This window comes from Streptomyces sp. R818 (assembly GCF_056172735.1).
Genome location: NZ_JAOCNE010000016.1, coordinates 353549 through 378583, shown reverse-complemented (window position 1 = coordinate 378583; position 25035 = coordinate 353549). Strand labels below are relative to the sequence as shown.

The 25035-nt window shown below is 70.1% G+C and carries 28 protein-coding genes; 14 read left to right on the top strand and 14 right to left on the bottom strand.

Annotated features, from left to right (window positions below):
* Window positions 1-2: 2 nt before the first annotated feature.
* Entirely contained in the window at window positions 3-2150 is a 2148-nt protein-coding gene (locus N5I75_RS40175) for a glycosyltransferase family 4 protein (RefSeq protein ID WP_476685467.1), read from the bottom strand.
* 200 nt (window positions 2151-2350) lie between these two features.
* Here N5I75_RS40175 and N5I75_RS40170 point away from each other — a divergent pair, with 200 nt between their 5' ends.
* From N5I75_RS40170 to N5I75_RS40150, 5 genes are all read left to right on the top strand, one after another.
* The gene (locus N5I75_RS40170; RefSeq protein ID WP_476685522.1) at window positions 2351-3124 is read left to right on the top strand and encodes a GNAT family N-acetyltransferase; all 774 of its coding nucleotides are present in this window, start codon (window positions 2351-2353) and stop codon (window positions 3122-3124) included.
* A 145-nt stretch (window positions 3125-3269) separates the two neighbouring features.
* Window positions 3270-3731 carry a hypothetical protein gene (locus N5I75_RS40165; RefSeq protein ID WP_476685521.1) on the top strand — a complete coding sequence of 154 codons (462 nt, stop codon included), beginning with the start codon at window positions 3270-3272 and terminating at the stop codon, window positions 3729-3731.
* Window positions 3732-3949: 218 nt separating this feature from the next.
* Window positions 3950-5437, top strand: coding sequence for a catalase (locus tag N5I75_RS40160; protein WP_476685466.1), 1488 nt, complete (start codon window positions 3950-3952; stop codon window positions 5435-5437).
* Between the two features lie 171 nt (window positions 5438-5608).
* The gene (locus tag N5I75_RS40155) at window positions 5609-6016 is read left to right on the top strand and encodes an ankyrin repeat domain-containing protein (RefSeq protein WP_476685464.1); all 408 of its coding nucleotides are present in this window, start codon (window positions 5609-5611) and stop codon (window positions 6014-6016) included.
* 29 nt (window positions 6017-6045) lie between these two features.
* Window positions 6046-6411, top strand: a complete 366-nt coding sequence (locus N5I75_RS40150; protein ID WP_476685463.1) for a hypothetical protein — start codon at window positions 6046-6048, stop codon at window positions 6409-6411.
* Here the strand turns inward: N5I75_RS40150 and N5I75_RS40145 are convergent.
* Together N5I75_RS40145 and N5I75_RS40140 are read right to left on the bottom strand one after the other, a co-directional pair.
* Complete coding sequence (locus N5I75_RS40145) at window positions 6293-8761, bottom strand: ABC transporter permease (protein WP_476685462.1); 2469 nt, start codon at window positions 8759-8761, stop codon at window positions 6293-6295. The two genes, N5I75_RS40150 and N5I75_RS40145, sit on opposite strands and share 119 nt — an antisense overlap.
* The gene (locus tag N5I75_RS40140; protein ID WP_476685461.1) at window positions 8761-9516 is read right to left on the bottom strand and encodes an ABC transporter ATP-binding protein; all 756 of its coding nucleotides are present in this window, start codon (window positions 9514-9516) and stop codon (window positions 8761-8763) included. The genes N5I75_RS40145 and N5I75_RS40140 overlap by 1 nt, the downstream gene beginning before the upstream one ends.
* Before the next feature lie 109 nt (window positions 9517-9625).
* Here N5I75_RS40140 and N5I75_RS40135 point away from each other — a divergent pair, with 109 nt between their 5' ends.
* Window positions 9626-10843 (top strand): sensor histidine kinase, encoded by a 1218-nt coding sequence (locus tag N5I75_RS40135; protein ID WP_476685460.1) that lies wholly within the window; start codon window positions 9626-9628, stop codon window positions 10841-10843.
* Window positions 10843-11475, top strand: a complete 633-nt coding sequence (locus tag N5I75_RS40130) for a LuxR C-terminal-related transcriptional regulator (protein WP_476685520.1) — start codon at window positions 10843-10845, stop codon at window positions 11473-11475. The genes N5I75_RS40135 and N5I75_RS40130 overlap by 1 nt, the downstream gene beginning before the upstream one ends.
* 75 nt (window positions 11476-11550) lie before the next feature.
* Here the strand turns inward: N5I75_RS40130 and N5I75_RS40125 are convergent, their stop codons facing one another.
* From N5I75_RS40125 to N5I75_RS40115, 3 genes are all read right to left on the bottom strand, one after another.
* Window positions 11551-12246, bottom strand: a complete 696-nt coding sequence (locus tag N5I75_RS40125; protein ID WP_476685459.1) for a GAF and ANTAR domain-containing protein — start codon at window positions 12244-12246, stop codon at window positions 11551-11553.
* Window positions 12247-12342: 96 nt separating this feature from the next.
* Complete coding sequence (locus tag N5I75_RS40120; RefSeq protein WP_377650387.1) at window positions 12343-12663, bottom strand: WhiB family transcriptional regulator; 321 nt, start codon at window positions 12661-12663, stop codon at window positions 12343-12345.
* A gap of 192 nt (window positions 12664-12855) precedes the next feature.
* On the bottom strand, window positions 12856-13281 hold the full coding sequence (locus N5I75_RS40115) for an ATP-binding protein (RefSeq protein ID WP_476685458.1): 426 nt from the start codon (window positions 13279-13281) through the stop codon (window positions 12856-12858).
* A gap of 190 nt (window positions 13282-13471) precedes the next feature.
* Here N5I75_RS40115 and N5I75_RS40110 point away from each other — a divergent pair, with 190 nt between their 5' ends.
* Window positions 13472-14326 carry a helix-turn-helix domain-containing protein gene (locus N5I75_RS40110; protein ID WP_476685457.1) on the top strand — a complete coding sequence of 285 codons (855 nt, stop codon included), beginning with the start codon at window positions 13472-13474 and terminating at the stop codon, window positions 14324-14326.
* A gap of 9 nt (window positions 14327-14335) precedes the next feature.
* A complete protein-coding gene (locus tag N5I75_RS40105) occupies window positions 14336-14530 on the top strand; it encodes a DUF397 domain-containing protein (RefSeq protein WP_476685456.1) in 195 nt (64 codons plus the stop codon).
* Window positions 14531-14642: 112 nt separating this feature from the next.
* On the opposite strand, the gene N5I75_RS40100 is transcribed toward N5I75_RS40105, so the two are convergent.
* The 4 genes from N5I75_RS40100 to N5I75_RS40085 form a co-directional block, all read right to left on the bottom strand.
* A complete protein-coding gene (locus N5I75_RS40100) occupies window positions 14643-15224 on the bottom strand; it encodes an HD domain-containing protein (RefSeq protein ID WP_476685455.1) in 582 nt (193 codons plus the stop codon).
* A gap of 417 nt (window positions 15225-15641) precedes the next feature.
* Window positions 15642-15851, bottom strand: coding sequence for a DUF397 domain-containing protein (locus N5I75_RS40095; protein ID WP_476685454.1), 210 nt, complete (start codon window positions 15849-15851; stop codon window positions 15642-15644).
* 110 nt (window positions 15852-15961) lie between these two features.
* The gene (locus N5I75_RS40090) at window positions 15962-16162 is read right to left on the bottom strand and encodes a hypothetical protein (RefSeq protein ID WP_476685453.1); all 201 of its coding nucleotides are present in this window, start codon (window positions 16160-16162) and stop codon (window positions 15962-15964) included.
* A 357-nt stretch (window positions 16163-16519) separates the two neighbouring features.
* Window positions 16520-16849: a hypothetical protein gene (locus N5I75_RS40085; protein ID WP_476685452.1), complete on the bottom strand. Its 330-nt coding sequence runs from the start codon at window positions 16847-16849 to the stop codon at window positions 16520-16522.
* A 139-nt stretch (window positions 16850-16988) separates the two neighbouring features.
* Between N5I75_RS40085 and N5I75_RS40080 the strand changes: the two genes are divergently transcribed.
* Window positions 16989-18236, top strand: a complete 1248-nt coding sequence (locus N5I75_RS40080) for a helix-turn-helix domain-containing protein (protein ID WP_476685451.1) — start codon at window positions 16989-16991, stop codon at window positions 18234-18236.
* Between the two features lie 228 nt (window positions 18237-18464).
* Here the strand turns inward: N5I75_RS40080 and N5I75_RS40075 are convergent, their stop codons facing one another.
* Window positions 18465-19106, bottom strand: coding sequence for a DUF6879 family protein (locus N5I75_RS40075; RefSeq protein ID WP_476685450.1), 642 nt, complete (start codon window positions 19104-19106; stop codon window positions 18465-18467).
* Complete coding sequence (locus N5I75_RS40070) at window positions 19099-19368, bottom strand: hypothetical protein (protein ID WP_476685518.1); 270 nt, start codon at window positions 19366-19368, stop codon at window positions 19099-19101. Before N5I75_RS40070 ends, N5I75_RS40075 begins: the two co-directional genes overlap by 8 nt.
* A gap of 227 nt (window positions 19369-19595) precedes the next feature.
* Here N5I75_RS40070 and N5I75_RS40065 point away from each other — a divergent pair, with 227 nt between their 5' ends.
* From N5I75_RS40065 to N5I75_RS40055, 3 genes are all read left to right on the top strand, one after another.
* A complete protein-coding gene (locus tag N5I75_RS40065; protein ID WP_476685449.1) occupies window positions 19596-20006 on the top strand; it encodes a hypothetical protein in 411 nt (136 codons plus the stop codon).
* Window positions 20003-22144: a tetratricopeptide repeat protein gene (locus N5I75_RS40060; protein WP_476685448.1), complete on the top strand. Its 2142-nt coding sequence runs from the start codon at window positions 20003-20005 to the stop codon at window positions 22142-22144. The genes N5I75_RS40065 and N5I75_RS40060 overlap by 4 nt, the downstream gene beginning before the upstream one ends.
* A 168-nt stretch (window positions 22145-22312) precedes the next feature.
* The gene (locus N5I75_RS40055; RefSeq protein ID WP_476685447.1) at window positions 22313-22504 is read left to right on the top strand and encodes a DUF397 domain-containing protein; all 192 of its coding nucleotides are present in this window, start codon (window positions 22313-22315) and stop codon (window positions 22502-22504) included.
* 31 nt (window positions 22505-22535) lie between these two features.
* On the opposite strand, the gene N5I75_RS40050 is transcribed toward N5I75_RS40055, so the two are convergent.
* Together N5I75_RS40050 and N5I75_RS40045 are read right to left on the bottom strand one after the other, a co-directional pair.
* Window positions 22536-23009, bottom strand: coding sequence for a hypothetical protein (locus N5I75_RS40050; protein ID WP_476685446.1), 474 nt, complete (start codon window positions 23007-23009; stop codon window positions 22536-22538).
* Window positions 23010-23022: 13 nt separating this feature from the next.
* On the bottom strand, window positions 23023-24294 hold the full coding sequence (locus tag N5I75_RS40045; protein ID WP_476685445.1) for a helix-turn-helix domain-containing protein: 1272 nt from the start codon (window positions 24292-24294) through the stop codon (window positions 23023-23025).
* Between the two features lie 173 nt (window positions 24295-24467).
* Here N5I75_RS40045 and N5I75_RS40040 point away from each other — a divergent pair, with 173 nt between their 5' ends.
* Window positions 24468-24905 carry an ATP-binding protein gene (locus N5I75_RS40040; protein ID WP_476685444.1) on the top strand — a complete coding sequence of 146 codons (438 nt, stop codon included), beginning with the start codon at window positions 24468-24470 and terminating at the stop codon, window positions 24903-24905.
* The last annotated feature ends 130 nt before the right edge of the window (window positions 24906-25035 follow it).

Genomic DNA, 25035 nt, shown 5'->3' with positions numbered 1-25035 from the left:
CCCTACTCCTCGTCGGCCTTGTCCTTGTCCCTGTCGTCGTCGCGCAGGCTGAGCGCCAGGTCGTTGTTGACCGTGAAGAACGGCTTCGTACGGGTGCGGCCCCGCTCCGGGTGGGTGAGGTGGACGGCGGGCACCGTGTCGGCCTTCTTGCGGTCGACGATGTCGCCGCCGATCCGTCCGACGGGCACCGGCCCTTCGGTGGGGCCGCCCGGGTGCAGGCGCAGGTCCCACAGGTCGTGCTCGTCCACGCGCAGGGCGAGGGCCTGCGCGTAGGGGAGGGTGAAGGTGAAGTACGTGCCGTCACCGTCACCTGTCCGCCTGGTGACGGGGACCGTGAAGTCGTGGGTCGTGTCGTGGCGGGAGACGACGACGACACGGGCCGCGTCGGTCAGCGCGGCGCCCGTCGCGTCCCCGGTGAGCAGGCGCGCGGTGACGGTGGCCGCGTCCTCGTCCTGGACGAGAGCGGTGATCTCGGCGTGCGCGGGGCGCTGCCAGGTGCGCAGGGCGAGGAAGCCGTCGGTGGTGGCGTAGGGGAGCCAGGAGACGACGTGGCCGTGTGCGGTCAGCGGCGGGCGGCCGACGCGGCGGGCCTGTTCGGCGAGGGTGACGGCGAGCCGTATTCGCTTGTCCTTCGTGCCGCGCCGTACGACGTAGCAGTCCCAGCGGCCCTCGGCGAGCTGGTGCCGGGCCGGGTCCACGGTCACCTGGAACACGCGGCCGGTGGCGGTGGCGACCTCCTCGACCGGGAGGCGCAGCTCGCGGCCCTCGCTGTCGCGGCGCAGGCGCGCGAGGAAGTCGAGCTTGCCCTCCGGGAGGGTCGCCGCGTCGAGGGTGACGGTCACGGCGCCGTCGGCGGTGGCGCGGGCGTGCGCGGCGGGCCGCGGCGGCTCGGGCTCGGCCGGCTCGGCGGGGGCAGCCGTGCGCGACGGGGCCGAGGGGGTGGGCAGTGCGTTGCGCAGCCGCTTCCACAGGGAGCCCTTGGCGGGGCGCTTGGCGGCGGACAGCTCCTCGAAGAGGGTCTCGTAGCGGCGCGCGATCGCGTCGGGCGCGAACGTCGCCGCGCGTTCGCGGGCCCCCTCCCCCAGCTTGGAGCGCAGGCTCGCGTCGCCCATCAGGCGGTCCAGGGCGGTGGCGTAGCCGTCGACACCGGCGTCCAGCGGGACGAGGACGCTGTTCACGTCGTGGTCGATGATCTCGGCGGGGCCGTGCGGGCAGTCGGTGGCGATGACCGGGACGCCGCAGTGCATGGCCTCCACGATGGTCATGCCGAAGGACTCCATGTCGGAGGAGACGGCGGCGATCGCGCCCTTGGCCCATTCGGTCTCGATGGGGGAGACCGGGCCCATCAGCAACACCCGCTGATACAGGCCGAGTTTGTTGATGCGGGCGCGCAGGGCGGGCTTGTCGGGGCCGCGTCCGTAGATGCGCAGGGTCCACTCGGGGTGGGCGTCCGCGACCTTGGCGAAGGCGTCGATGAGCCGGTCGTAGCGCTTGACGGAGACGAGCCGGCCCGCGGCCACGATGACGTTCGAGGTGCGGTCGGAGGGTTCGACGTCGGGCACCGGAACGCTGTTGGGGACGCACAGGATGCGGGCGCCGACGTCCGGGAGCGCGGCGCGGTACTGCGCGGCGTCGGCCTCGGAGACGGTCACGAAGGCGTCGAGGCCGGCGACGGCCCGGTTCTGGTGGCCGCGCAGCGTCGGGTTGTGGGCGTCGAGGCTGAGGTGTTCCTGGCCGACGCGCAGGTAGCGGGGCTGCCCGTCGCGGGCGAGGTACCCGTTGAGGTCGGGGCGGGTGGCGATGACGACATCGGCGTCGGTGTCGCGCAGCCACGCGCCGATCCGCTCGTCCTGGAGCGCGGAGTAGGGCAGGCGGGCGGAGTTCGCGGCGGCGCCGGTGTCGGGGAACATCGTGCACGGCTGTTGCGTGAGCGGGTGGCCGCCCTCGTAGGTGGGGGCGTCCTCACGCATGTCGATCAGCGAGGAGAGGGCGACCCGCTCGTCGAGCGGGATCGCCGGTTCGTCCTTCACCCGGTGGACGCTGACGACCTCCACCTCGTGGCGGGCGGCGAAGGCGCGGGAAAGGTTCGCGGTGGCGCGGATGGTTCCGCCGATGCCGTACGCGTTGTTGATGAGAAACGCGATCTTCACTTTTGTTTTCCCTCTGCGCGTCAGCCGCTTTACATGCCATACACATGTGCCGGGCTATTCAAATCCACAGTTCGTTCACATGTCCAACGCGACATAACGGACTATCAGCGGCATACACCGCTGAATAAGGTTGGGGACGACGTGTCTACCTGAGGAGTGGTGTTGCTGTGGCGCACGATCTTGCGGACTCGGTCGAATCGATGGAACAGCTCGCCGTGGTCTGGCGGGCCATGGTGCTCGACCGGGACCCGGACGCGGACGTACGCGATCTGCCGGGTATCGCCGTCCGGTGGGCGGACTGCCGGTTCCCGTTCTGGAACTGCCTCACGCTGACCGAGTCGGGCGTGGACCCCGCGCTCATGCGGCGGCGCCTCGGCGAGGCGGCGGAGATCATGCGCGCGAAGAAGCGGCCCGGCTTCCTCTGGGTCTTCGACGACCTCTTCCAGGACGACGCCCGCGCGGCCCTCGACGAGGCGGCGCAGCGCGCGGGGCTCACGTACGCCTTCCCCGGCACGGGCATGGCGGGCGACTTCCTGCCGCTCCCCGAGCCGTCACACCCCGACCTGACCTTCGTACGTGTGTCGACCGACGCACACCTGCTTGCCTACGCCGACCTCAACTCGCGCGCCTACGGGTTCGCCCCGGAGGACGGACGCGACGGCCTCGCCGGCTCCACGCTCTGGCGGGAGGGTGTGCACGCGTATCTCGGACTGCGCGAGGGGACGCCGGTGACGTGTGCGGCCTCCCTCGAGGCGGAGGGGCGTCTGTTCGTCGCGCTCGTCGCCACCGATCCGGCCTTCGAGCGGCGGGGCTACGGCGAGGCGGTCACGCGCAAGGCGCTGTACGAGGGGGCACGGGCCACGGGGCTGACCCGGGCGACGCTGCACGCGACGGCCGCGGGCGCGCCGGTGTACCCGCGGATCGGGTTCGTGCCGAACTCGCCGATGCGGTTCTACGCCCTGGCCGCCGCCTGAGCCCATGAGGCCCATGAGGCGAGGGCCACTTCCGACGCGGTACGTATGAACACATGTACGACTGTGTGTGTGACGTACACACTCCGGCGACGCCCCCGCGTGAGTACGATGCCCCGCATCCACCATGACGAGGGAGTGACCGATGGTGACCAGCCAATCAGCCGACACGCTCCGGTCGCGGTACGTGGCGCAAGCCGCGTCGGACCTGGAAGAGAACCGTCGCCGTCAGCAGGAACTCGCCGAAAAGGTCCGGATGCTGGAGCAGGAGGAGGCGCTCCTCGTCGACATCATCGGCCTCGCCGAGCGCGCCCCGCTGCCCCAGCAGGCACAGGGCGGGCCGGCCGCCGCCACCGCCAGGCCCGCCGCCGCGCGCGGTGAGGCGCGCCGGCCGCTGCTCGGCACCCTGCTCATGGACCTGCTCTCGGCCCACGAAGAGCCGCGCCTGGCCAAGGAGTTGCGCGACGAGCTGATGCGCGAGCACCCGGACCGGACGCCCACCCCGCAGGTCGTGCGCAACACCCTGGAGTCGCTGGTCGCCAAGGGGCGGATCCGGCGCCACAAGCAGCAGCGGTCGGTGATGTACACCCTGACGGAGAAGACCGGCTGACGAGCCCCGGCCCCGGCCCGGTCTTCGTACACATACACGCACACATGCATGTGCGTCAGCGCGCGCGTCAACCGGAGAGCCGCCGCGCACGCCAACGCTTGCGTCAACACCTACACCGTTCCCGTAACCCCTCCGACCGGTGAATGGCCGGAAAATAGGCGTCGCCTTGACTTAGAACCAGTCCAACATAGGATGGCTTCCATACGAGACATGCCGACATGCCGAACGAGGAGCACGCCTTGCTGCCCGAGAACAACCAGAAGCCCCTGACCTCAGCGGCCGGCGCCCCGGTCGCCGACAACCAGAACTCGCTGACCGCCGGTGCGCGGGGGCCGATGCTCCTGCAGGACGTGTGGTTTCTGGAGAAGCTCGCCCACTTCGACCGTGAGGTGATCCCCGAGCGCCGGATGCACGCCAAGGGCTCGGGCGCGTTCGGCACGTTCACGGTGACGCACGACATCACCCGCTACACCAGCGCGAAGATCTTCTCCGAGGTCGGCAAGAAGACCGACATGTTCGCCCGGTTCTCCACGGTCGCCGGTGAGCGCGGCGCGGCCGACGCCGAGCGCGACATCCGCGGTTTCGCCCTCAAGTTCTACACCGAGGAGGGCAACTGGGATCTGGTCGGCAACAACACCCCGGTCTTCTTCTTCCGTGACCCGCTGAAGTTCCCCGACCTGAACCACGCGGTCAAGCGCGACCCGCGCACCAACATGCGCAGCCCCGAGAACAACTGGGACTTCTGGACCAACCTGCCCGAGGCCCTGCACCAGGTGACCATCGTCATGTCGGAGCGCGGCATCCCGGCCTCGTACCGGCACATGCACGGTTTCGGCTCGCACACCTACAGCCTGGTCAACGCCGAGGGCGAGCGGTTCTGGGTGAAGTTCCACCACCGCACCCAGCAGGGCATCAAGAACCTCACCGACGCCGAGGCCGAGGCCCTGGTCGGCAAGGACCGCGAGTCGCACCAGCGCGACCTCTTCGACGCGATCGAGAACGGCGACTTCCCGAAGTGGAAGCTGTTCATCCAGGTCATGCCGGAGGCCGAGGCGGACAACTACCGCTTCCACCCCTTCGACCTGACCAAGGTGTGGTCGAAGAAGGACTACCCGCTGATCGAGGTCGGCGAGTGGGAGCTGAACCGCAACCCCGACAACTACTTCGCCGACGTGGAGCAGGCCGCGTTCACCCCGGCCAACGTGGTGCCGGGCATCGGCTACTCCCCCGACAAGATGCTCCAGGGCCGCCTCTTCTCCTACGGTGACGCGCAGCGCTACCGCCTCGGCGTCAACCACCACCAGATCCCGGTCAACGCCCCGAAGAACCCGGTGAACTCCTACCACCGCGACGGCGCCATGCGCGTCGACGGCAACCAGGGCGCCACCCCCGGCATCGAGCCGAACTCCTACGGCCGCTGGCAGGAGCAGCCCGCCTACCGCGAGCCGAGCCAGGCCGTGGGTTCCGTCGCGGACCGCTTCAACTTCCGCGAGGACGACGCCAACTACTTCGAGCAGCCCGGCAACCTGTTCCGGCTGATGAGCCCGGAGCAGCAGCAGGTGCTCTTCGAGAACACCGCCCGCGCGATCAACGGCGCCTCCGAGCAGACCGTCGAGCGGCACATCCACAACTGCACGCAGGCCGACCCGGCCTACGGCGAGGGTGTCCGCAAGGCGATCGAGGCGCTGGCCGCCGGCACCCTCTAAGACACACGGCTCACACCTTGTCGGCGACGCCCCGCACACCTGTCTCGGGTGTGCGGGGCGTCCCCGTTCCGCACCCACCCCACGTCACACACCCCACGTCACACACTCCGCGTCACCCACCCCCCGTCACACACCCCTCGCCCCTCGTCCGGGGCTCCGGAGAAGCACCTCATGAGCCAGCTCACCCCCGACCAGACCGAGCGCGTCGTCGCCATCGCCATGGACCTCGCCCGCGCCGGGGACACCGCCCAGCTGACGGAGTTCGTCGAGCACGGACTGCCGGTGAACATCACCGATGCGCAGTCCAACACGCTCCTGATGCTCGCCGCCTACCACGGCCACGCCGACACCGTACGGGCCCTGCTCCGGGCCGGCGCCGACCCGGACCTGCCCAACGACCGCGGCCAAGTCGCCCTCGCCGGTGCCCTGTTCAAGGGCGAGGACGAGGTGGTCGCCGTCCTGGTCGAGGCCGGCGCGGACCTGGACGCGGGCACCCCGACCGCCCGCGAGGCGGCGACCATGTTCGGCCGCGCACACCTGCTGACAATCTTGTCCGGCAATCGCAGCACTGAGTGCTGAGTGATCGATTCCGGGGTACACGGGCGCGCATGACAACAGTCGACACCGATATCCCCGCACGTTCCTCGGTGGAGCGGGCGGAGCGTGTGGAACGGGCGGAGCGGACCGAACGGGCGGAGCGCCCCGAGCACGGCCTGCGCCGTGTGCGCGTCTTCTACGCGGCGGGCACCGCCTTGTGGGCGGCCTCCGCCGCGTGGACCGCGTGGACGCATCCGGGCAGCCGGCAGATGTGGGTGGCCCTGCTCCTGCTGACCGTCTTCGGCGGTCTGCTGGGGGTCACCTCCCGCTTCCTCGCCGCCTCCGCACCGGCCCGGCGCTCCCCCAGGGTCCCGTACGGGCGTCTCGTCGGCGCGACGGTGCGGCGGGCCGCGATGGGCGCAACGTCCTGGCGGTGACCCCGGCCCCCGCGAGGACGGCGGCCACGAGGGTGCCGAGGACGGCGGTGGCGAGGGTGCCGGTGCTCAGGTGCAGGCCGACGTCGGCGGAACCGGCCTGCGCGAGCCCGGAGGCCATGCCCGCCAGCGGGGCCAGCGTGACGAGGACGCCGAGGGCGGCGCCCACGGCCACGACCAGGACCGTCTCGCCGATCGCGGTGAGCAGCAGCTGGCGGTCGGTGCCGCCCGCGGACCGCATGACGCCGTAGTCGCGGCGCCGGACGTGGGCGGACAGCGCCATGGCGTTGGCGACGGCGATGACGCTGTAGCCCACCGCGATCACGATCAGCATCATGGCGAGGCTGTCGGTGAGCCTCGCGTCGGTCTCGTAGTCGGCGAGGGCGTAGGCGGCGGCGTCGTGCAGGGCGGTGCCGGGCACGGCGCCGGACGCCTCGGCGTCGCGGGGGACGAAGATGTCGTCGGTGAGCGCGGCCGGGTCGTGGGCGCGGACCAGGTCGCGGGCCACGACGAAGTCGCCGCGGGCCGGATCGTCGGGCAGGACCGGGGCGACGCGCAGGGTGACGGTGGCGCCGTCGGCGAACCGGACGGGTATGGCGTCCCCCTGCCGCACTTTCAGCTCACGGGCGGTGCGCTCGCCGAGAACGGCTTCGCCGCGCCTGCTCCATCGCCGGTCACGGCTGCCGAGGACGTCGAGGACGACGGCGTCCTCGGTGGCGAAGGAGACGAAGGCGCGGGTCGGGAGCGCCGCCTTGCCGACCGGGTTGGCGGCGACCACCTCGTCGGTGTTGCCGGGCGTGCCGTCGGGCGTGACGATCGTCTGCCCCGCGACCTTCAATGCCTCCCCCGCCGGATAGGCGACCCGCATCGTCTCCACCGCGCCGCTGAGCAGGACGGCGAAGCCGACGGCGGCGACGACGGGGGCGGCCAGGGAGGCGGCGCGGCGCGGGTCGGCGAGGAGTGCGGCGCGGATCAGGACCGGGGCGGCCCCGCCGCCGCGCTGGAACGGCGCGGTGAGGAACCGGCCCACGGGCCCGATGAACGCGGGGGTGAGCAGCGCTGCGGCGACGATCAGCGCCATCGTGGCGAGGATCGCCATGGTGACCCGGTCGTCGGCGCGGGAGGCCGCGGTCCCGACGGCGAGCAGGACACCGGCGCCGAGGACGGCGAGCCCGGCGGCCCACCGACCGCGACCCATCGCCTTGTTGCCCGTACGGCTGTCGAGGAGCGCCTCGACGGGTGCGACGCGTGCTGCCCTGCGGCCTGCTGCCCAGGCGCCGACGACGCTGACGCCGACACCGACCGCGCAGCCGGTGAGCAGCGGCCACGCGGCGACGGTGACCCGCAGGTCCGGCGGGGTCACGTCCAGGCCGTCGAGGATGTCCCGCAGCAGGGGTGCGGCGGCGACACCCGCCCCGCAGCCCGCGACCGAGCCGAGCAGGCCGACGGCGGCGGCCTCGCCGAGGATCATGCGTCTGATCTGCCGCGGGGCGGCGCCGATGGTGCGCAGGAGGCCGATCTCTCGGCGGCGCATCCCGGTCGCGAGGACCAGCATGGAGGCGACGACGAAGACCGTCGTGAAGAGGGCGAGCAGGGCCATGGCGCTGATGAGCTGGACGCCCAGGAACCGCTTGTGCGCGAGGTACCGGGGCTGGAGTTCGGCGCGGCCGTCACCGGAGACGACGTCGCCGCCCTTGTCACCGAGGACCTTCTCGGCGGCGCTCACCAGCGCCCCCGTACCGGCCCCCTTCGCTGCGACGAGACCGATGGCGCGCACGCCGGGCTGCTGCCGGGCGGCGAACGGCTCGCTGAAGTAGTAACCGGGTCCGTCGACCATGCCGACGACGGTGAACTGCCGCCGCCCCGCGCTGATGTTGACGGTCAGCTCGCTGCCGACGGCGACGCGGAGGTCGCGGCCCACGACGACCTCGCGGTCCGTGCGCGGGGCACGCCCCGCGACCAGCACGTACGGGCCCATCAGGGTGCTGTCGAACCCGTGCCCGGACTCCAGGGCGCCTTCATCGGCGACAGGCTCGCCGTCGATGACGGCCTGGGCGTAGAAGGAGCGGTCCACGACGACGTGCGCGACGCCGGGAACGTCACCGAGCCCGGCGACCAGCGGCGCGGCCTCGGCCTTGCTCCACGGCATCCGGTCCTCGGGGCTGCCGTCGACATCGACGGCCTGCCGGGGCAGGACCAGGGCGGCGGCGCCCGCGTAGCGGGGCAGGGTCTTCGCGCGGGCGGAGTCGTAGATGACGAGGGTCGTCGTGATCAGGGCGACGCCGACCAGGACGGCGATGAAGGCGCCGAGGAAGGACGACCAGCGTTCCCGTACGTTGGCGAGAATCAGCATCACGCCTCCAGCCGGGCCATGCGGGCGGCGATCGCGGCGGCGTCGCAGCCACCGGAGACGCGGTCGGCGATCCGGCCGTCCTTGAGGAGGACGACGACGTCGGCGTGGGCCGCCGCCACCGGATCGTGCGTCACCATGAGCGTCGTCTGACCCTCCCGGTCGACGAACATCCGCATCATCGCCAGCACCTCGCGCGAGGTGACGGTGTCCAGGGCGCCGGTCGGCTCGTCGGCGAAGAGCACGTCGGGGCGGGTGACCAGGGCGCGGGCGAGGGCGACGCGCTGCTGCTGGCCGCCGGAGAGCTCGCTCGGGCGGTGCCCGGCGCGGTCCGCGAGGCCGACGGCGTCGAGCGCGTCCGCGACCTGTACGCGGCTGACCTTGCGGCTGGCGAACCGGGACGGCAGTTGCACGTTCTGCGCGGCCGTCAGCGACTCGACCAGGTTGAACGCCTGGAAGACGAAGCCGATGCGGTTCCGGCGCAGCTCCGTGCGCTCCTTCTCGCGGAGCTGCCCGATGTCGACGCCCGCGAGGACGATCCGGCCGCCGGTCGGCTGCTCCAGACCCGCCGCGCACTGCAGCAGCGTCGACTTCCCCGAGCCGGACGGGCCCATGATCGCGGTGAAGGTGGCGCGCGGGAAGCCGAGGGAGACACCGTCCAGGGCGGTCACGCGCCGCCCGCCGGTGCCGTGCACCTTGCGCACACCGTGGAGTTCGACCGCGTCGTCCTGGACGGAAGTCCTTGTCGTTGTCGTCATGCCCCGCATTCCACGTCGGCGGGGGTGTCCGGGGCACTGACCCGCCCTCTACTTCGAAGGTAGAGCCGGCTCTACTTCCTCGGCGCCCCCCGGCGGTTACGTTGATCGGATGCAACCCACAACGGCCTGGCAGGCCATGGCTCGGCGCCCGCTGAGCTTCCTGACCTCCAGCTGGCCCTGGCGCTCGCTCGCCTACCTGAGCGGCGGCGTCGTGGTCGGTGCCGCCGCCGTCCTGGTCCTCGCCCTGGGCCTGGCGGCGGGGATCGCGCTGCTCGTCGTACTGATCGGGATCGCGCCGCTGATCGGCACGGTGTTCGCCGCGACGCTCGTGGCGCGGGTCGAGCGGCGCCGCCTGCGCCTCGTGGACAAGGACCCGCTGCCCGACCCGCACCGGGCGCCGGACGCCCCCGGTCTGCGCGCGTGGGCGGCGACCCGGCTGAAGGAGCAGGTGACCTGGCGGGAGCTGATGTTCACGCTGCTCTCGGCGGCGGCGCTGTGGTGGCTGGATCTGCTGGTGCTCGGCTTCTCCTTCGGCCTCCCGGCCGCGTTCTTCGCCGCCACCGCCGGGGACACCTGGCCGTGGACGGTGTTCGGCGCGATCGTGCTGCTCGCCTCCCCGTACACGGTGACCTCCTGGGCGGGTGCGCGGGCCGCCATGGCCCGTACGTTCCTCGCGCCGCGCGACAGGGAACTCGGCGAGGAGCTGCGCGAGGTGCGGGCCTCGCAGTCCCGCCTCCTCGACTCCTTCGACGCGGAGCGCGTACGGATCGAACGCGATCTGCACGACGGGGCGCAACAACACCTCGTCTCGCTCGGCATGACGCTGGCGATGCTGCGGCTCGACCTCCCGGAGGACTCCCCGCAGTCGGAGCTGCTGACGCGGGCGGAGGACCAACTGGGCGCAGCGCACCGGGACTTGCGCTCCCTGGTCCGTGGTCTGAACCCACCCGTCCTGGCCGACCACGGCCTCGTGGCAGCCGTCGAGGACTACGCGGGACGGTTCCCCATCCCCGTCACGGTGGACCTGCGGCTGCCCGAGCGGCTGCCCAGGAAGCTGGAGACGACGATGTACTACCTGATCAACGAGGCCATGACGAACATCGCGAAGCACAGCGGCGCCACCAGCGCGCGCGTGCACGGGCGTTACCATGCCGACCTGTTGTTCCTCGACATCACGGACGACGGCCGCGGCGGGGTCGATCCGGCGGGCAGCGGCATGACGGGCCTCGCGGACCGCGTCACGGCGCTCGACGGGCGGATGCGCGTCTCCAGCCCGGTCGGGGGCCCCACCCTGCTGCACGTGGAGGTGCCGTGTCGCTTCGCCTGATGGTGGCCGAGGACGCCGTGCTGCTGCGCGAGGGCCTCGTAGGACTGCTGCGGCGGTTCGGCCACGAGGTCGTCGCGTCGGTCGGCGACGCCGACGCGCTCGTGGCCGCGGTCCGCGCCGAGCGGCCCGATCTGATCGTCACCGACGTACGGATGCCGCCCTCGCTCGGCGACGACGGGCTGCGCGCGGCGGTGCTCCTGCGCGAGGAGTTCCCCGGCCTGTCGGTCCTGGTCCTGAGCCAGTACGTGGAACGGTCCTACGCGCTGCGCCTGCTCGACTCGGGCGGCGGAGCCGGGGTCGGCTACCTGCTCAAGGAGCGGGTCGGCAAGGTCGCGGACTTCACGGCGGCGATCGACCGGGTCGCGGCCGGCGGCACCGTGGTCGACCCCGAGGTGATCACGCAACTCGTACGTCTGCAGAGGGACCCTCTCGAACGGCTGAGCCCGCGCGAGCGCGAGGTGCTCGGGCTGCTCGCGGAGGGCCGTTCCAACGGCAACATCGCCGCGCATCTGTTCCTCAGCGAGGCGGCCGTGCACAAGCACATCGGCAACATCTTCGCCAAGCTGGACCTGCCGGTGGACACGGAGGGGCATCGCAGGGTGCTGGCGGTCCTGGCGTTTTTGCGTGCGTGACGCGGGCGCGGCTCAGGCGTATCTGAGGCGTTCTGAGGCGTATCTGGGGTGTTCTGAGGCGTTCTGGGGCGTATCTCAGGGAGTGTCCTTGAGGGAGCCACGCTCGCACACCTGCCGCGCCACCTCGCGCAGCTTGACGTTGTGCTCCTGGGAGTGGCGGCGCAGCACGTCGAAGGCGTCCGTCTCGTCGAGCCGGTACTGGGCCATGAGGATGCCCATGGCCTCACCGATGACGTGCCGCGTCTCCAGGGCGTGGGCCAGCGAGTCGTGCTCGCGGGCGCCGGAGAAGGCGACCGCCGCGTGCGAGGCGAGCAGCCAGCCCGCGGTCTCGCTGTCCTCGGTGAAGGCGCCGGGCTTGCGCGAGTACAGGTTGAGCGCGCCCAGGTCCTGCTTGTCGTCGGTGTAGAGCAGGAAGCCCATCATGCTGCCGATGCCGAGCGCGTGGGCGCGGGGCGCGTAGCTGCGCCAGCGGACCGTCTCGGTGCTCACGTCGTGGATGCGGAAGACGGGGTGGCCGGTGCGGGCTGCGTCGAAACACGGCCCCTCCCTCAACTCCTCCTGCAACTTGTCGCTGTCGTCGACGAGCTTCTCGGTGGCCGCGAGCGTCTCCGCCCGGCCTTTGCGCAGCACCAGGACACCGGCCGCGTCACATCCCTCGACGCGCTCGACCGCGGCGCGCGAGATCTTGTCGAGGGTGGTCTCCACCGAGTCGTCGGCGAGGAACCCGCGGGCCATGGACGCCATGTGTACGGCAAAGTCGCGCCAGTCCATCAGGGAACATCTCCAGTCGCGTCGCGTGTGCTGCCGTGCATGGTGCAAGGCTCGCACGGACGGCGACCGCGGCAAACGACCGGCGGGGCCCGCTGGTCAGGAGGCCGCCGCGTCCTCCTCGCGGCGGCCGTCGGGACGGCGGTCGTGCTCGGCCCGCGCCGTCTCCAGGAGGCGCCGCCAGGAGGTGACGGTCGGACGCCGCCGGAGCAGGGCGCGGCGCTCGCGCTCGGTCATGCCGCCCCAGACGCCGTGCTCGATGCGCTGGTCGAGCGCGTGCGACAGGCACTCCGTGCGGACCTCGCAGGCGCCGCAGATCCGCTTGGCGCCGGTCTGCGCGGCACCCTCGACGAACAGCTCCTCGGGGTCCGCCGTACGGCACGCCGCTCGTTCCCACCAGGTGTCCAGGCTGTCAGTCACGTCCCGCCCCTTGATCATCTCTGGTCTCTCGTTGCAGTTGGCGGGTGACAGTACGCCACCCACCCGAGGTCAAGCACCCCATCACCAGGGGTTGAACGGGGAGTTACGGGTGGGGTTCGGCCACGAACTCGATCTTGTTTTGTTCTGCCCTGGGGCGCCGGGTCCATGCGCCCGGCGACTTCCGGCCAACCGTCAGTCGGCGCCCCCGCATTCGGCCCAGAGCAGCTTTCCGCCCTGCCCGGCCGGGAAGGAGTACCCGCCCCAGTCATCCGCGTAGGCCCGGACGAGGAACAGCCCGCGCCCGCTCTCCGCGTCCATGTCGGCCCGCGTCCCGCCCCGCTCGAAGCCCGGTGGGATCTTCGGGTCACCGTCCCAGACCGCCACGCGGACCCGGCCGGGTTCGACGGCGCTGGGACCGAGCCGCAGGGCGTACGGGCCTGTGGTGTGCAACTGCGCGTTTGTCAGCAGCTCGGAGCTCAACAGCTCGGCGCTTTCGATGAGCTTGCCTTCGCCGTGCGCTTTGAGCACCAAACGGAGCAGCCCGCGGGCGATGCCAGGCGCGCGGGGGTCGCGGGGTAGTTGGAGGGTGTAGGCCCAGGTTGGGGTTACCTTGTTCACGGCGGTTCCCTTGTTCGGAGGGGGAGTTGGAGATTGCCCAGCGACCAGGTCGCTCCGTCGAGCGGGGTGCTTCTGGGTGCGGCGCCGAAACTGACGGTAGTGATACGGGATATATTCTTCATCCCACTCCGCTCAATAATTACTGCGGCCCACCCGTGTGGGTGACGCGACAGCACGGAGGAATGACGGCATGCCCGTAAGGTCCACCCCGACGGCCCGCCAACTTCGCTTCGGCGCCGAACTCCGCAGACTGCGCGAACGGGCAGGACTGACATCGACCGAGGCCGCCGGACTCCTCGGCATGAAACAGGCTCAGGTCAGCAACATGGAAACGGGCCGTCTGGGCGTGAGTGCCGAGCGCGTGCGCACTCTGGCCTGCCAGTACGAATGCCCGGACAAGAACCTGGTCGAAGCCCTCGCCGGAATGACCGGGGAGCGCAAGCGCGGCTGGTGGGAGGAGTATCGCGAACTCCTCCCACCGGGCCTGCTCGACCTGGCGGAACTGGAGCACCATGGAACGGCGCTGCGAACCGCTCACACCTCCGGCATCCCAGGCCTGCTCCAGACCATGGACCACGCCCGCGAGGTCTTCCGCCAAGTCGTGCCCGAACTGTCACCGGCTGAGGTGGAACACCGCGCCTCGTTCCGGATCAAGCGCCAGGCAGTACTTTTCGGCAAGCCTCCTCAAGTCCCGTACCAGGCAATCATCCACGAGGCCGCCCTTCACATGCGCTTCGGTGGCCGGGACTGTGCCCACCATCAACTCGGGCACCTGCTCAGGCTCGGCGAACACACCAACATCTCGATCCGCGTCATCCCGTTCGACGCGGGCGGCTACCCCGGAGCCGGACAGCCCATCTACTACGTCCACGGCCCCGTTCCCGAGTTGGACACCGTTCAACTCGACCAGTCCCACGGCATCGTCCTACTCGACGCCGAGACTCAACTGGGCAAGTACCGAACCGTACTCGAACGGCTCTTGGCCCTCAGCCTGCCCGACATCGACTCACGCGCCCTGATCCACCGCATCCTCCAAACCACCTGAGAGGCACCCATGATCGAGCTCAACACGTGGCAGAAGTCGACCTACTGCGGCGAGGGCGAGTCGTGCCTGCACGTCGCCGGCACCGCCGTCCGCGTCCACATGACCGAATCCGCAGACCCCAGCGAAGCGATACTCACCGCCACCCCCGCCGCGTTCTCCGCGCTCCTCTCAGTGGTGAGGGCGAACGCCTCCCACAGCGACTGACGATCCGCGGCCGAGCACGTTGCCGAGGGCCGACGGAGCCGACGCACGTGCAGCAGGCGTCAGCTTGCTGATGCCGGGCGCGTAGGAATGCGGCACGCCGCGCTGGAGGCGATCAGCGCAGGTAGGTGCGCTGCCACTCCGCGATCGGCATGGTGAGGGCGGCCTCCGCGAGCCGCTGGGCGCTGGGGGTCTTGAGCTTGGCGCGCGTGGAGTCCACCCACTCCTGCGCGGCCGGATAGCCCTGCTGCAAGTACTCGATGCCCTGGATCGCGCACTCCAGCTTGTCCGCGTCGTGCGCTACGAGGACTTCGAGGCTGTCGCCGTTCTCGTACTCGTCCACGATGGCCCGCACGCCGGAGGCGACCGCGGGATGGGCGTCGGCGACCTGGTCGGCGGTGACCTTCTCGTTGGATGCCGCGTCCAGGTAGCGGCGGCCGATCCAGGGAATGTCACCGACGCGCGTCTCCTGGGTGTCGTGCCAGGTGCACAGGAGCGCCACCTTGCCCGGGTCGGCTCCCTCCATCATGGCGAGGACGGAGCCGATCAGCGCAGTCCGGAAGGAGTGCTCGGCGATGGTCTCGGGGTCCTTGATCCCGGCGATCCACCAGCCGCTCCTCTTGGCGCGCTTCAGCATGCCCATCTCGATGATGAGTCCGGCGGTGCCTGTGTCGGGGTGGCTGTCGGCGTCGGTCATCCGGTACCTCTCCAAGGGTGCTCACGTGTGCAGGGTGAGACCGTAATGCAGGGACTCCAACTCCCGCCTGGCCTGTCGCCATATGATCTGTCCTCCCAGACACCCGCAACGCCTTCTTCACTCTTATGCGCAGAGCTACCGAGCTTGCCGACGAGAGAATGCCCCTGCCGAGCATCAAGTGAGGAGCACGACAGAGGCGTTGAAGCGTCCGAGCCTGTGTCTCAGTGCTCGCGCACCGAGTACGGAGTCCGGGTGTTCGTGAAGCGTTCCAGCCGACTGCCACCCGCGCACGAGCCCGTGCCCGGATCGGCCGGGTAGAAGCAGCGACAGGCGAAACACCACCGGAGCCCGTTCTCCGGGTCTGTCGTGCCGGGGGCACCGCAGTGCGGGCAGGGCTCCACGGTCGGCCTCCTCAGGTCACACGCGCAGGTCGTATTCTCCCCCGCGCACGGCCTCGACGAAGGACATCCACTTCTCCGGGGTCGTCTCGATCACGACGTCCGGGTTGTTGCTCTCGCGCAGCGCCACGACGCCAGGGGCGTTGACGGCGACTTCCATGCAATTGCCCACCTTCTTGTCACGGCAGGCCGCCGCGCTCACGAACTCGAAGTCGGGTCGTACGGTCATGGTGCGTTCCTTTTCTCGCGCTACGGGGAGACGGCCCCCGCGCCGTTGTGCACAGCCCGTCCGGACCGGTCGGCCTGGTCAAGAGCTCCGCTCCGGTCGGGGCGGGTGTCTCATGTGCGGCTGACATCTCTGGGGGAGACCAGCCACTCCCGCCCGCCGCCGTGCTCGGGACGCAGGAACGCCGCTCCGCGGGGGTGGCGGCCCCGGGCCACAACTTCGGGGTCCACGTATTCCGAGACCAGGGCGGCGAGGATGCCAACGTTGCCCGCGCATTCGCGCACGCGTGCGCCGATGTCAGCTTCGGTGATCATCCGAAAGCCTCCGCCGGGAGAGACGGACCGTCGTCGTCCGGGGTGGTCTCCGTATCTTCGGCTGGTAGCGGGACACGTGCGCCACGGCTCTTCGCGACGCGCAGCGCGTCGTCGAGGCACTCGGCCAGGCGCAGCCCCGCGTAACGGATCACGGCATACGGAGAGGAGAGGCGGGGTCGTCCAGCACGGTGCGAGCGGCAGCGAGTACCCCCGCACCCATGCTGAGCTGGGTGTCCTCAAGGTTGTCGGCGAGTCGGGACACATAGCTGGCCGCTCCGCCGTCTGTACTGAGCCAGCAGGGCTTGCCCTCGGGTGTCGTCCAAGGCAGCTGGCGCGGGCCCTGGCGAGGTGTGGTCGTCATGCGGCCCCCTGAATGCCGTTGACGAGGCGGGGGCCGACGTCGATGCCATGTACGGCGACCCACATCGCGCGACGCCAGGACTTCTGGCGTTCGGCTTCCTGGCGCCGTTCGAAGGCGACGAGGTAGGGCCGGACGATGCCGATGTCCTCACCACTCAGCGCGGGAGCGAGCGGCGGGCGTCGGGTGAGTACGGGTGAGGGGTGAGTGTCCGGTCGCTGCGGGAGCGATCGATGGCGGCCCCGTGCGGGTAGTACAAGCCCCACCGACGAAGCGAAGAGGCGGGCGATGCCGTGGCCCATGTCGACCTGCTCTTTCAGGTTGGCCATGTCCCCGGACCGGTCGCACGGTCGCGGGGGTCTGTCGTGGGTGACAGAAGCTCCATCGAACCGTTCGGGTGGGGGCTGGCGGAGGAGCCGGACAGGGGGCCAGGGAGGGGCCAGACTGGAGGGGATAGGGGGCCGGCCTGTGAGCAGTGATGAACGACGGCGGCGATTCGGCGCTTATTTGACGCGCATGAGGCGCGACGCTCGGATAAGTCAGCGGCAGTTGGCCGAGAGGCTGTGCGCCGCCTCGGGCACGCGGTCCGTGACGCGGAACGAGGTCTCCAGGTGGGAGCGCGGAGAACGCGTACCGGACTCCTGGCTGCCCTTCATCGCGAGCGTGCTCGAGGTCCCCGACGACGAGCTGGACCACGCTGCGGCGTACGCCCGGAGCGACGTGGACCGGGCACCGTTCGGCGGCGCGGTGGTGCTCGCCGAGTTGATCCCGCCCGGTGATCCACTGGCCCCGCTCGGCACGCGCACGGGACGGCGCATCGGCAGGGACGACGTGGCGGTCCTGGCTGCCCGGGTACACGGGTACCGGCTTGCCGACGATGTGTTGGCGGGCGGCGATCTGCTGGCCCCGGTCTTCCGGGAGTTGAACTCCGCGATGCGCCTGTACCGCGGGACCAGCCACCCGGAAGACGTGGGGCGGGCGCTGCTCGTACAGGTCGGGGAGCTGGCGCAGATCTCCGGATGGATCGCGAGCGACGCGGGGCAGCACGCGCAGGCGGAGCGCGCGTACCGCATCGGGATCGAGGCGGCGCGGCAGGCTGGGGATGCCCCGCTGGTGGCGAACCTCGCGGGGAGTCTCGCCTACCAGATGAGCAACACCGGCCAGGAGCGGGCGGGACTGGAGCTCGCCCGCGCCGCCCTGGAGGAGGCGGGACCGGAGGCACCGCCCAAGACCCGCGCCCTGTTCCACGACCGGGTGGCGTGGGCGTACACCCGCGCGGGAGAGGCGCAGGCGGCCATGCAAGCGCTCGGTCGGGCTCACGACGCGTTGACCGAGGAGGAGCGGGAGGCGGCGCCGCAGTGGTCATACTGGGTGAGCCGCGCGGAGCTCAAGATGATGGACGCCCGGGTGTTCACGGAGCTACGACGGCCGCTGCGGGCGGTGCCGTTGCTCAGGGACGTACTCGCGCGCTACGACGCCACGCATGCGCGCGAAGTGGCCCTGTACCGGTCATGGCTGGCCGTGGCCTTGGCCGACGCCAACGAACCTGAGCAGGCGGCGGACGAGGCCCGACGCGTGGCGTCCGTGGCCGCCGACCTGGCCAGCGACCGGACGGCCGGACGGGCGAGAGTCGTGCTGCTACGGCTCCAGGAATTCGAAGGCGTCCCGGAGGTCCGGGAGTTGCTGCACGACCACGGGCATCTGCTCAACGTGTGAGGTGATGCGGCCAAGTGAGAGGCCGAGGCGGCTGTTCTGCATGTGTACGCCACTGAGACTGTGCCAGGGCTCTTGCAGGCCGACCGTACGCGCGGACCGTGTTAGATGGTCCGCCTTCGTCGACTTCGCGGCGCTCTGAGGCGTACGGGGCCCTCGGCGCGTGCACGTCGCCGAGGGCCTGCGCGGGGTTCGTCTTACTCAGTGTGAGGTGCTGGGCGGCACGACCGACTATGACGGCGAGCAAGGCGCCCCGCTTCCGCTTCTGGCCACATCCGGCGGGGGAAGCGGTTCGATCTCCCGCTCGAAGAATGCGTGGAAATCCTCACCGCGCGCATAGAGCGCATCAAAACCTGAGTTGACTTCCTGGATCAGATCCCGGTCGGTGTAGCGGTTGGCTCCATCCGGGTTTCCGTCGGCGTCATAGACAACTTCGTACACCACCGCATTACCGAGAACCACCACTTCGGGAACCGGACGCCTCCGCTCGATGTCCGAAATGCTACGGGCGTCCAGAACCCTGATGTCGTCGCCGACCTCCACACGTACGCGTAAAACGAACAATTCCCATTGCACATACGGCGTGATCGGGAACTCCACCACGCGGAGGCGGCGATGCCGGACTCCCAACTGCCCGGCCCGACGCAGTTCCTCCGCGTACTCCTCGCGGCTCTCGTCGGCCAGGGACAGGGCCCCGTTCCAGTCACCCGCGGCGAAAGCCTCCCAGCTGGCGAAGCCGCGCTCCGCGAAGTGCTGGCCGCGTTCGAGCTTGTTCAGGAAGTCGATGCCGCTGGTGTAGAACCGGCCGAGATCCGTGTGGTACGTGGGGCGATCCATGCGCTGCGGGGCGCCGGTGGGGAAGGAGTCAAACACTGGGGATATCCGGCTTCGCCGCGACGAGCATGTTCCTGGGGATCACCACGAGGCGTTCGTCCGAGCCGATGGAGACCCCGTCGGGCAGGCTCTTGGCCAGTGATTCCGTGAGGTCGCGCCCGATGACGGCGATGTCGCCGTTGGCCAGTTCCCAGATGTCGGGGCAGTCGGGAGTGCCAGTCGTATTACCCAGTTCTTGGGGTGATTTCCCCAAGCGCCTTTTGAAATGCGTGTCCGGGTCTGCTTCCCAAGGCCTGGCCATGTTCTTCTCCCCCTCGGTTGGACGGATGGCGCCACTGTAGCGTGCAACGGCCCCGCCTGACGATGTGTCAAGCGAGACCGCAACGGTAATGGCGAGGATTGACTCCACCTTGTTTCATGCCCTTCGGGGGTGGAATCATGCTGGTCGGAAATAGAATCATGCCAATGCCTGGCAGGCACGTTTTTCCTGCCGCGGTGTCGGAAAATCGGGTGAACGGAGGGACGAGTGTGGACCCGGAAGTGACCTCGCTCGCACAGAGCGCGGGAACCACCTTGGTCACATTGATGGCAGCAGATGCCTGGCAGCGCACGCGTGACGGGTTCACGCAGCTCTGGCGTCGGATGCATCCCGATCGGGCCGAGACCGTGGCCGCCGAACTGGAGGCGGGCCGCGAGGACGTGCTGGCGGCCGTGGCGGCGCACGACCAGGAGACGTTGGCCGAACTGCGCGCGCAATGGCAGGGGTTCTTACGGCGTCTGATCGTCGCCCGCCCCGACGCCGCCGCCGAGCTGCGCCGTCTCCTCGACGAACTCGACCCCGACGGTTCGGCGGCTCGCCAGGTCACGCAGCACGCCACCGCTTCGGGCCAGGCCCGGGTCTACCAAGCGGGACGAGACCAGCACATCGCAGAGCGATGACGGGTGGGATGGACGGGCGTGCCGAGGACCGTGGACGGGTCTTCCAGTCATCCGGCGACCAGCACATCAACGAGCACCACCACTACGGCGCTGACGGCCCTGAGCCCAGTGGGCCGGACTCGGTGCGCCGACCGGCCGTAGGGCGGCCCCCAGTCGTACTGCGGGACCGCAGCGAAGTGATGGAGCGCCTGCGGGCGAGTGTCGCGGCGGGGCGTGGCGGCGAGGTCTACGTGCTGTACGGGATGGGCGGCGCGGGCAAGACGGCAGTTGCCTGCGCACTCTTCCAAGAGGTCGCTCAGGAAGCCACCGGCGAACAGGCCCGGGTGGCCCTGTGGGTCAACGTCGCCGACCGCGCGAGCCTGCGCGGCGGCATGCTGGCCGTGGCCGCCGACCGCGGAGCGGGCGACGGTGAACTGCTGGCCGCTCGCAATGGGCTCCGTCCCGCCGCCGATCTCGTCTGGCACCATCTCGACCGCTCCGCCGAACCCTGGCTCCTTGTCCTGGACAACGCGGACGAGCCGGAGATCCTGCGGGACGGCAGCTGGCTGCGCACCAGCCCGCGCGGCATCGTCGTGGTAACCACCCGTCGGGCGGCGGCCCGCTGGTGGCCCGGGGCGGAACTCCAGCACATCGGCGTACTGCCACGGGAGGACGCCGCGCTCGTGCTGCGCGACCTCGCCCCGCACAGTGGCACGACGGAGCAGGCGGCGCGCATCGCGGACCGGCTCGGGCGGCTGCCGCTCGCTCTCACCCTGGCCGGAGGCTTCCTCTCCCACCAAGTGCTCGACCCCTGGACGATGGACGCCTACGGACACCATCTCGACGAGGACGAACGGGTTCAGTTGATCGACCGCGGTGCCGACGCGCTGTCCGAGGCGGACCCGCGGCATCTGGTCGGCCTGACCTGGCAGCTGACCCTGGACACCTTCGAGGCGCGCGGGCTGCCCGAGGCGGCGGCCCTGCTCAGGCTGCTTGCCCGGTTCGCCGCAGAACCTCTGCCGCTGGCCCTGCTCAACCAGGAGGACATCGCCGATGTCCTTCCCCGGGCCCGTACCGAGACAGCCCTGCGGGCCCTGCTCGACCAGTCGCTGTCCGAGCTCGTCGACGTCGTCGGCGCGCGCTGTGTGCAGAGCCATGGCGTCCTGCTCGACAGCGTCCACGCGGCGACACCCGTCGAGCTGAGGCCCACGCTCGACGCAGTGGCCGTCCGCCTGCTCGACGCCGCCGTGCCTGCCGTCCCCGATGCCGGACCGCATGAGCCGCGGCTGCGTCTGCTGGTCCCGCACGCGCTGGCCCTGCTGCGGCGCATCGGCATGGTGCCGCTCGCCGCCGAGGCCCTGGCCGTGGCGACACGCCTTTCGGTCGCACTGCACCGGACCGGTGACTACCTCTCCGCCTGGGAAACGTCCCGGACCGCCGCCGACCTCGGGCAGCGGCTGCTCGGCGCGGACGACCGTACGGTGCTGGCCGCCCGTTCCAGAGCCGGACGGGCGCTGTTCCGGCTGGGCCGGTTCGCCGAGGCCGAGGCGTTGCTGCGCGGTGTCCGTACCACTCAGGAGCGCCTGTTCGGGGCCGATGACCCCGACACATTGGACACTTCCTACGGCCTTCAGCTCGTGCTGGCCAACCTCGGGAAGCGAGAGGAGTCGGTCGCGCTGCTCAATGCCACCGTCGCCGGTCGGCTCTCGGCGCTGGGCCCCGCGCATCCGCTGACCCTGCGCGCCCGTGCCAGCCTGCTGGAGATGCTGCCCGCGAGTGAGGTGGCCACCGTGCAGGACGGTGCGCTCCTCTCCCTGCCCGCGCAGTGCGACCGGCTCCTCGGTTCCGACCACACGGTCACCCTGGGCGCCCGGCACAACCACGCGTGGGCGCTGTTCCTCCTGGGCCGGTTCGAGGAGGCCGACCGTGAGATCCGGCTGGTCGCCGACGCCTACGAGCGGCGGTTCGGGCCGGAGTACCCGATCGTGCTCGCGGCCCGGCAGTTGTTCTCCCGGACCCGCGCCGCGCTCGGTCATGTGGAGGAGGCCGTCGAGCTGATGACCGACGTCGTCGCCCGGCGGGAGACCGGCTTGGGCCCCGAGCACCCCTTCACGGTCGCGGGCCGGCAGCTCCTGGACACGTACTGCTCGGGGCGATGACGCGTCGGCGTGTGCCGCGCAGGGACGTGGGCGCCATCGGACGCCCTGGACGAAAACAGCTTGGAGGACCCCGACCGCCTCTACACCCGAGGGAAAGGCGCGGCGCTGTCGCCCAGCGCTTCTCGAGGCCCGACTCTCTCCATCGACGACAACCTGTGAAGGAACGAAGTGCCCACTTATAGCTGGCAGAAGTCGTCCTACTGCGGCGAAGGCGAAGCATGCCTCCATGCCGCCGTCGACACCGACCGCCTCCACATAACTGAATCCGCCGACTCCAGCGCATCCATACTCACCGCCACTCCGGCCGCCTTCTCCGCTCTCCTCTCCCTGCTGAAGCAGCACACCTCACACAGCGACTGACGATCTCCGAGCCGGCCCATGGCCGTTCCGGCTACCGGGTTGCCCCGGTCGGCCAGATGACAGTGACGGGCACGCCTGCACGTTCCGCGTATGTCACGACGTCGGCCGTGCCACCGTAGCCACGCGCCGGCAGGCCGTCCCAGACGGCGATGAGCCGGTCGGAAAGACCCACCAGGATTTCGCTTCCGGCCTGGTGCGCTTCGGAGGTCGATTCCTTGAGCCCAGTGTGGTGTACGTCCTTGGCACGCCTCATCAGCGCGTCGTAGTCGAAGTGGTGCCACCCGGGCAGACCATCTCTGTACTCGGCTGCGGGCGTGACCACCTCGACCTGGCCGCCCGCAGCGAGCACGGTCTGGGCCCACCAGGTGTCGGGGCCATCGGCGATGCAGCTGATGGCGACGAGATCGCGGGCCACGTACGTCCGGGCGTGCTCCAGGAGCAGGGCGCGAACCTGGCCCTCGACGGGCTGCGGCAGGCCACGGTGTCCTGTGATCCCGACACGCATAAAAGGCACTCCCCTACAGATGAGCGGCGTGGAGCTGGTCGTCGAAGTCACGCACGACAGTCGGTGGCCGGTGGGTGGGGTAGGCCCGGCGGAGTGTGCGGGCTCGTTCGACGATTCTGCCGGAACGCAGACGGACGCCCTCGGCAAGGGATCGGGAAGCCAGCGTGAACGCGGCATCGATCTCCTTCGTAGCGAGGTGAGCGGTCGCCACGTCGAGCGTAAGGAGAGCCCGTTGCTTGTCATGACCGCCGCTCAGGGCAGCCGCGACCTCCCGTTCTCCGGTCCGGATATGGAGCGGCTGGCCGAGCCGGGCCGTGCAGGCGATGCGGCATGCCGCGATCTTCTGCTCGTCGAAGGCGAAGATCCACGGCCACGAGACAGGCTCGGCGTCGGGGATCTGCGCGGCGCTGTTCTCGCAGGCGTGCAGCGCCCGTTCGCATGATCGGCTCTGCCCATTCGACGCGTGCGCGACGGCTTCGATGGCGAAGAGCCAGGCAGAAGCCAGCGGTGACGGATCACGTCCGAGGTCATGCCGTGCCTGTGTGATCAGGCGGAGCGCCTCGTGCGGGTTGCCGGTCTCGGCCTCGAACGAAGCGAGGCTGCCAGTCTGGTAGGCGGCCAGGAGGGTGTCACCCGCACTGCGTGCTGCCTTGATCGACGCCCCGTACCAACGACGCGTGGAGCCATGATCAGCCATGTCCCAGAACAGCCATGCGGCGAACGAGGCGGCTTCGGATCCCACGGATGCCATGCGCGCGCGGTGCGCGTTGTCAGGTGCTTCGCTCGCGATGGTCTGGATGAGCTGCAGGTGGGTCTTCATCGACTCGGCCAGGTCTCTGGACGCCACAGTGGCGTCCAGCCTCCGGAACGAGCTGGTGGCAATGCGCAGGGTCGCCGCGTGCGAGCTGTCCTCCCAGGTCGCGGACGCATCGGGGGCTGTGTTGCTTGTCTTGGGGGCGGCGACGAAAGCCGCCGACAGGTTCAGGAATGCGCGCCGTTCCACTGGCGAGGTCCCATTCGTCTGCTGATTGGCGAGGCCGACCAGCTCGAATGGGAATCCGATCGCTGTGGCGGCGCGCGCCAGGGTTTCCATGTTGTAGGTGCCGAAGCCGCGGTTCTCGAGCCGCGAGATGGCGGCTTGAGAGAGACCGCATGCCGTGGCGAGTTGGCCTTGTGCGAGCCCCGCGATCTTTCTCGCGCGGCGGATCACGTAGCCGTAGTCCCCCGTATATGCCGCGTCCTTGAGGTCTCCGAACGAGGCCCAGTCGATGCTCTGTGTCCCCACGGTAACCAGCATGGCACGTCGTCCCGGGCGCTCATATGCGTGCTGCGCATACTCGGATACGCCCGACGAATGCGGCGTGGAGATCACCTACTGGTAGCGGTTACCTGGATCACACCCGAAGACATGGGGCCGGTGAGCCTCGACTGCACGCTGCATGGGGAGTTGAGTTCGGGGTGACCTCTTTGGAAGAAAACGGATGTGCGGCCGTCGCCAGGGAATGGGCGACGGATTACACGATGGTCCACAAGAGCGTGCCTCTGGCCCGTCTCCACGTCCGCCGAAGGCTCGTGATGTGGGGGTGGCCCGGTGACCAGGAGGAAGCGACCTTGGTCACCTCGGAGTTGACCACCAACGCGATCAACCACGCGCGCATCGTCGGGCACACGATGCTCCTGCGGTTGGCAGTGCTCGAGAACGGCGGACTCGTCATCGACGTGTCGGACCCGGTGCCCGCGTTCCCCGGCTTCGGCGTGCATGCTGCGGTCGACCGTCTCGACGAGTGCGGTCGCGGACTGCGTCTGGTTCGCGCCGTCGGCGGTGAGGTGTCGTGGTTCCTTCGTGAGCACGTCGGCAAGACCGTCCGGGTCGAAATGCCCGGAGGAGCGTCTTGAAGGTGATCCCCCCGGAGGCAGCGTCCTTCACCTGTCCTGTCGGATGACCGCCCCGCGCCAGGAAGGGCGGTGCCCCGCGTGACCCCGCCGACTACGACCCCGTAGCACCATCCGCACCCCTCAAAAGGAG

Coding starts and splice junctions, on each gene's coding strand:
- N5I75_RS40170 (WP_476685522.1), top strand. CDS start 2,351: ATGGAACAGCTCGCCGTGGTCTGGCGGGCCATGGTGCTCGACCGGGAC.
- N5I75_RS40160 (WP_476685466.1), top strand. CDS start 3,950: ATGCCGAACGAGGAGCACGCCTTGCTGCCCGAGAACAACCAGAAGCCC.
- N5I75_RS40155 (WP_476685464.1), top strand. CDS start 5,609: ATGAGCCAGCTCACCCCCGACCAGACCGAGCGCGTCGTCGCCATCGCC.
- N5I75_RS40150 (WP_476685463.1), top strand. CDS start 6,046: ATGACAACAGTCGACACCGATATCCCCGCACGTTCCTCGGTGGAGCGG.
- N5I75_RS40145 (WP_476685462.1), bottom strand. CDS start 8,761: ATGCTGATTCTCGCCAACGTACGGGAACGCTGGTCGTCCTTCCTCGGC.
- N5I75_RS40140 (WP_476685461.1), bottom strand. CDS start 9,516: ATGACGACAACGACAAGGACTTCCGTCCAGGACGACGCGGTCGAACTC.
- N5I75_RS40135 (WP_476685460.1), top strand. CDS start 9,626: ATGCAACCCACAACGGCCTGGCAGGCCATGGCTCGGCGCCCGCTGAGC.
- N5I75_RS40130 (WP_476685520.1), top strand. CDS start 10,843: ATGGTGGCCGAGGACGCCGTGCTGCTGCGCGAGGGCCTCGTAGGACTG.
- N5I75_RS40125 (WP_476685459.1), bottom strand. CDS start 12,246: ATGGACTGGCGCGACTTTGCCGTACACATGGCGTCCATGGCCCGCGGG.
- N5I75_RS40110 (WP_476685457.1), top strand. CDS start 13,472: ATGCCCGTAAGGTCCACCCCGACGGCCCGCCAACTTCGCTTCGGCGCC.
- N5I75_RS40105 (WP_476685456.1), top strand. CDS start 14,336: ATGATCGAGCTCAACACGTGGCAGAAGTCGACCTACTGCGGCGAGGGC.
- N5I75_RS40100 (WP_476685455.1), bottom strand. CDS start 15,224: ATGACCGACGCCGACAGCCACCCCGACACAGGCACCGCCGGACTCATC.
- N5I75_RS40095 (WP_476685454.1), bottom strand. CDS start 15,851: ATGACCGTACGACCCGACTTCGAGTTCGTGAGCGCGGCGGCCTGCCGT.
- N5I75_RS40090 (WP_476685453.1), bottom strand. CDS start 16,162: ATGATCACCGAAGCTGACATCGGCGCACGCGTGCGCGAATGCGCGGGC.
- N5I75_RS40085 (WP_476685452.1), bottom strand. CDS start 16,849: ATGGCCAACCTGAAAGAGCAGGTCGACATGGGCCACGGCATCGCCCGC.
- N5I75_RS40070 (WP_476685518.1), bottom strand. CDS start 19,368: ATGGCCAGGCCTTGGGAAGCAGACCCGGACACGCATTTCAAAAGGCGC.
- N5I75_RS40060 (WP_476685448.1), top strand. CDS start 20,003: ATGACGGGTGGGATGGACGGGCGTGCCGAGGACCGTGGACGGGTCTTC.
- N5I75_RS40050 (WP_476685446.1), bottom strand. CDS start 23,009: ATGCGTGTCGGGATCACAGGACACCGTGGCCTGCCGCAGCCCGTCGAG.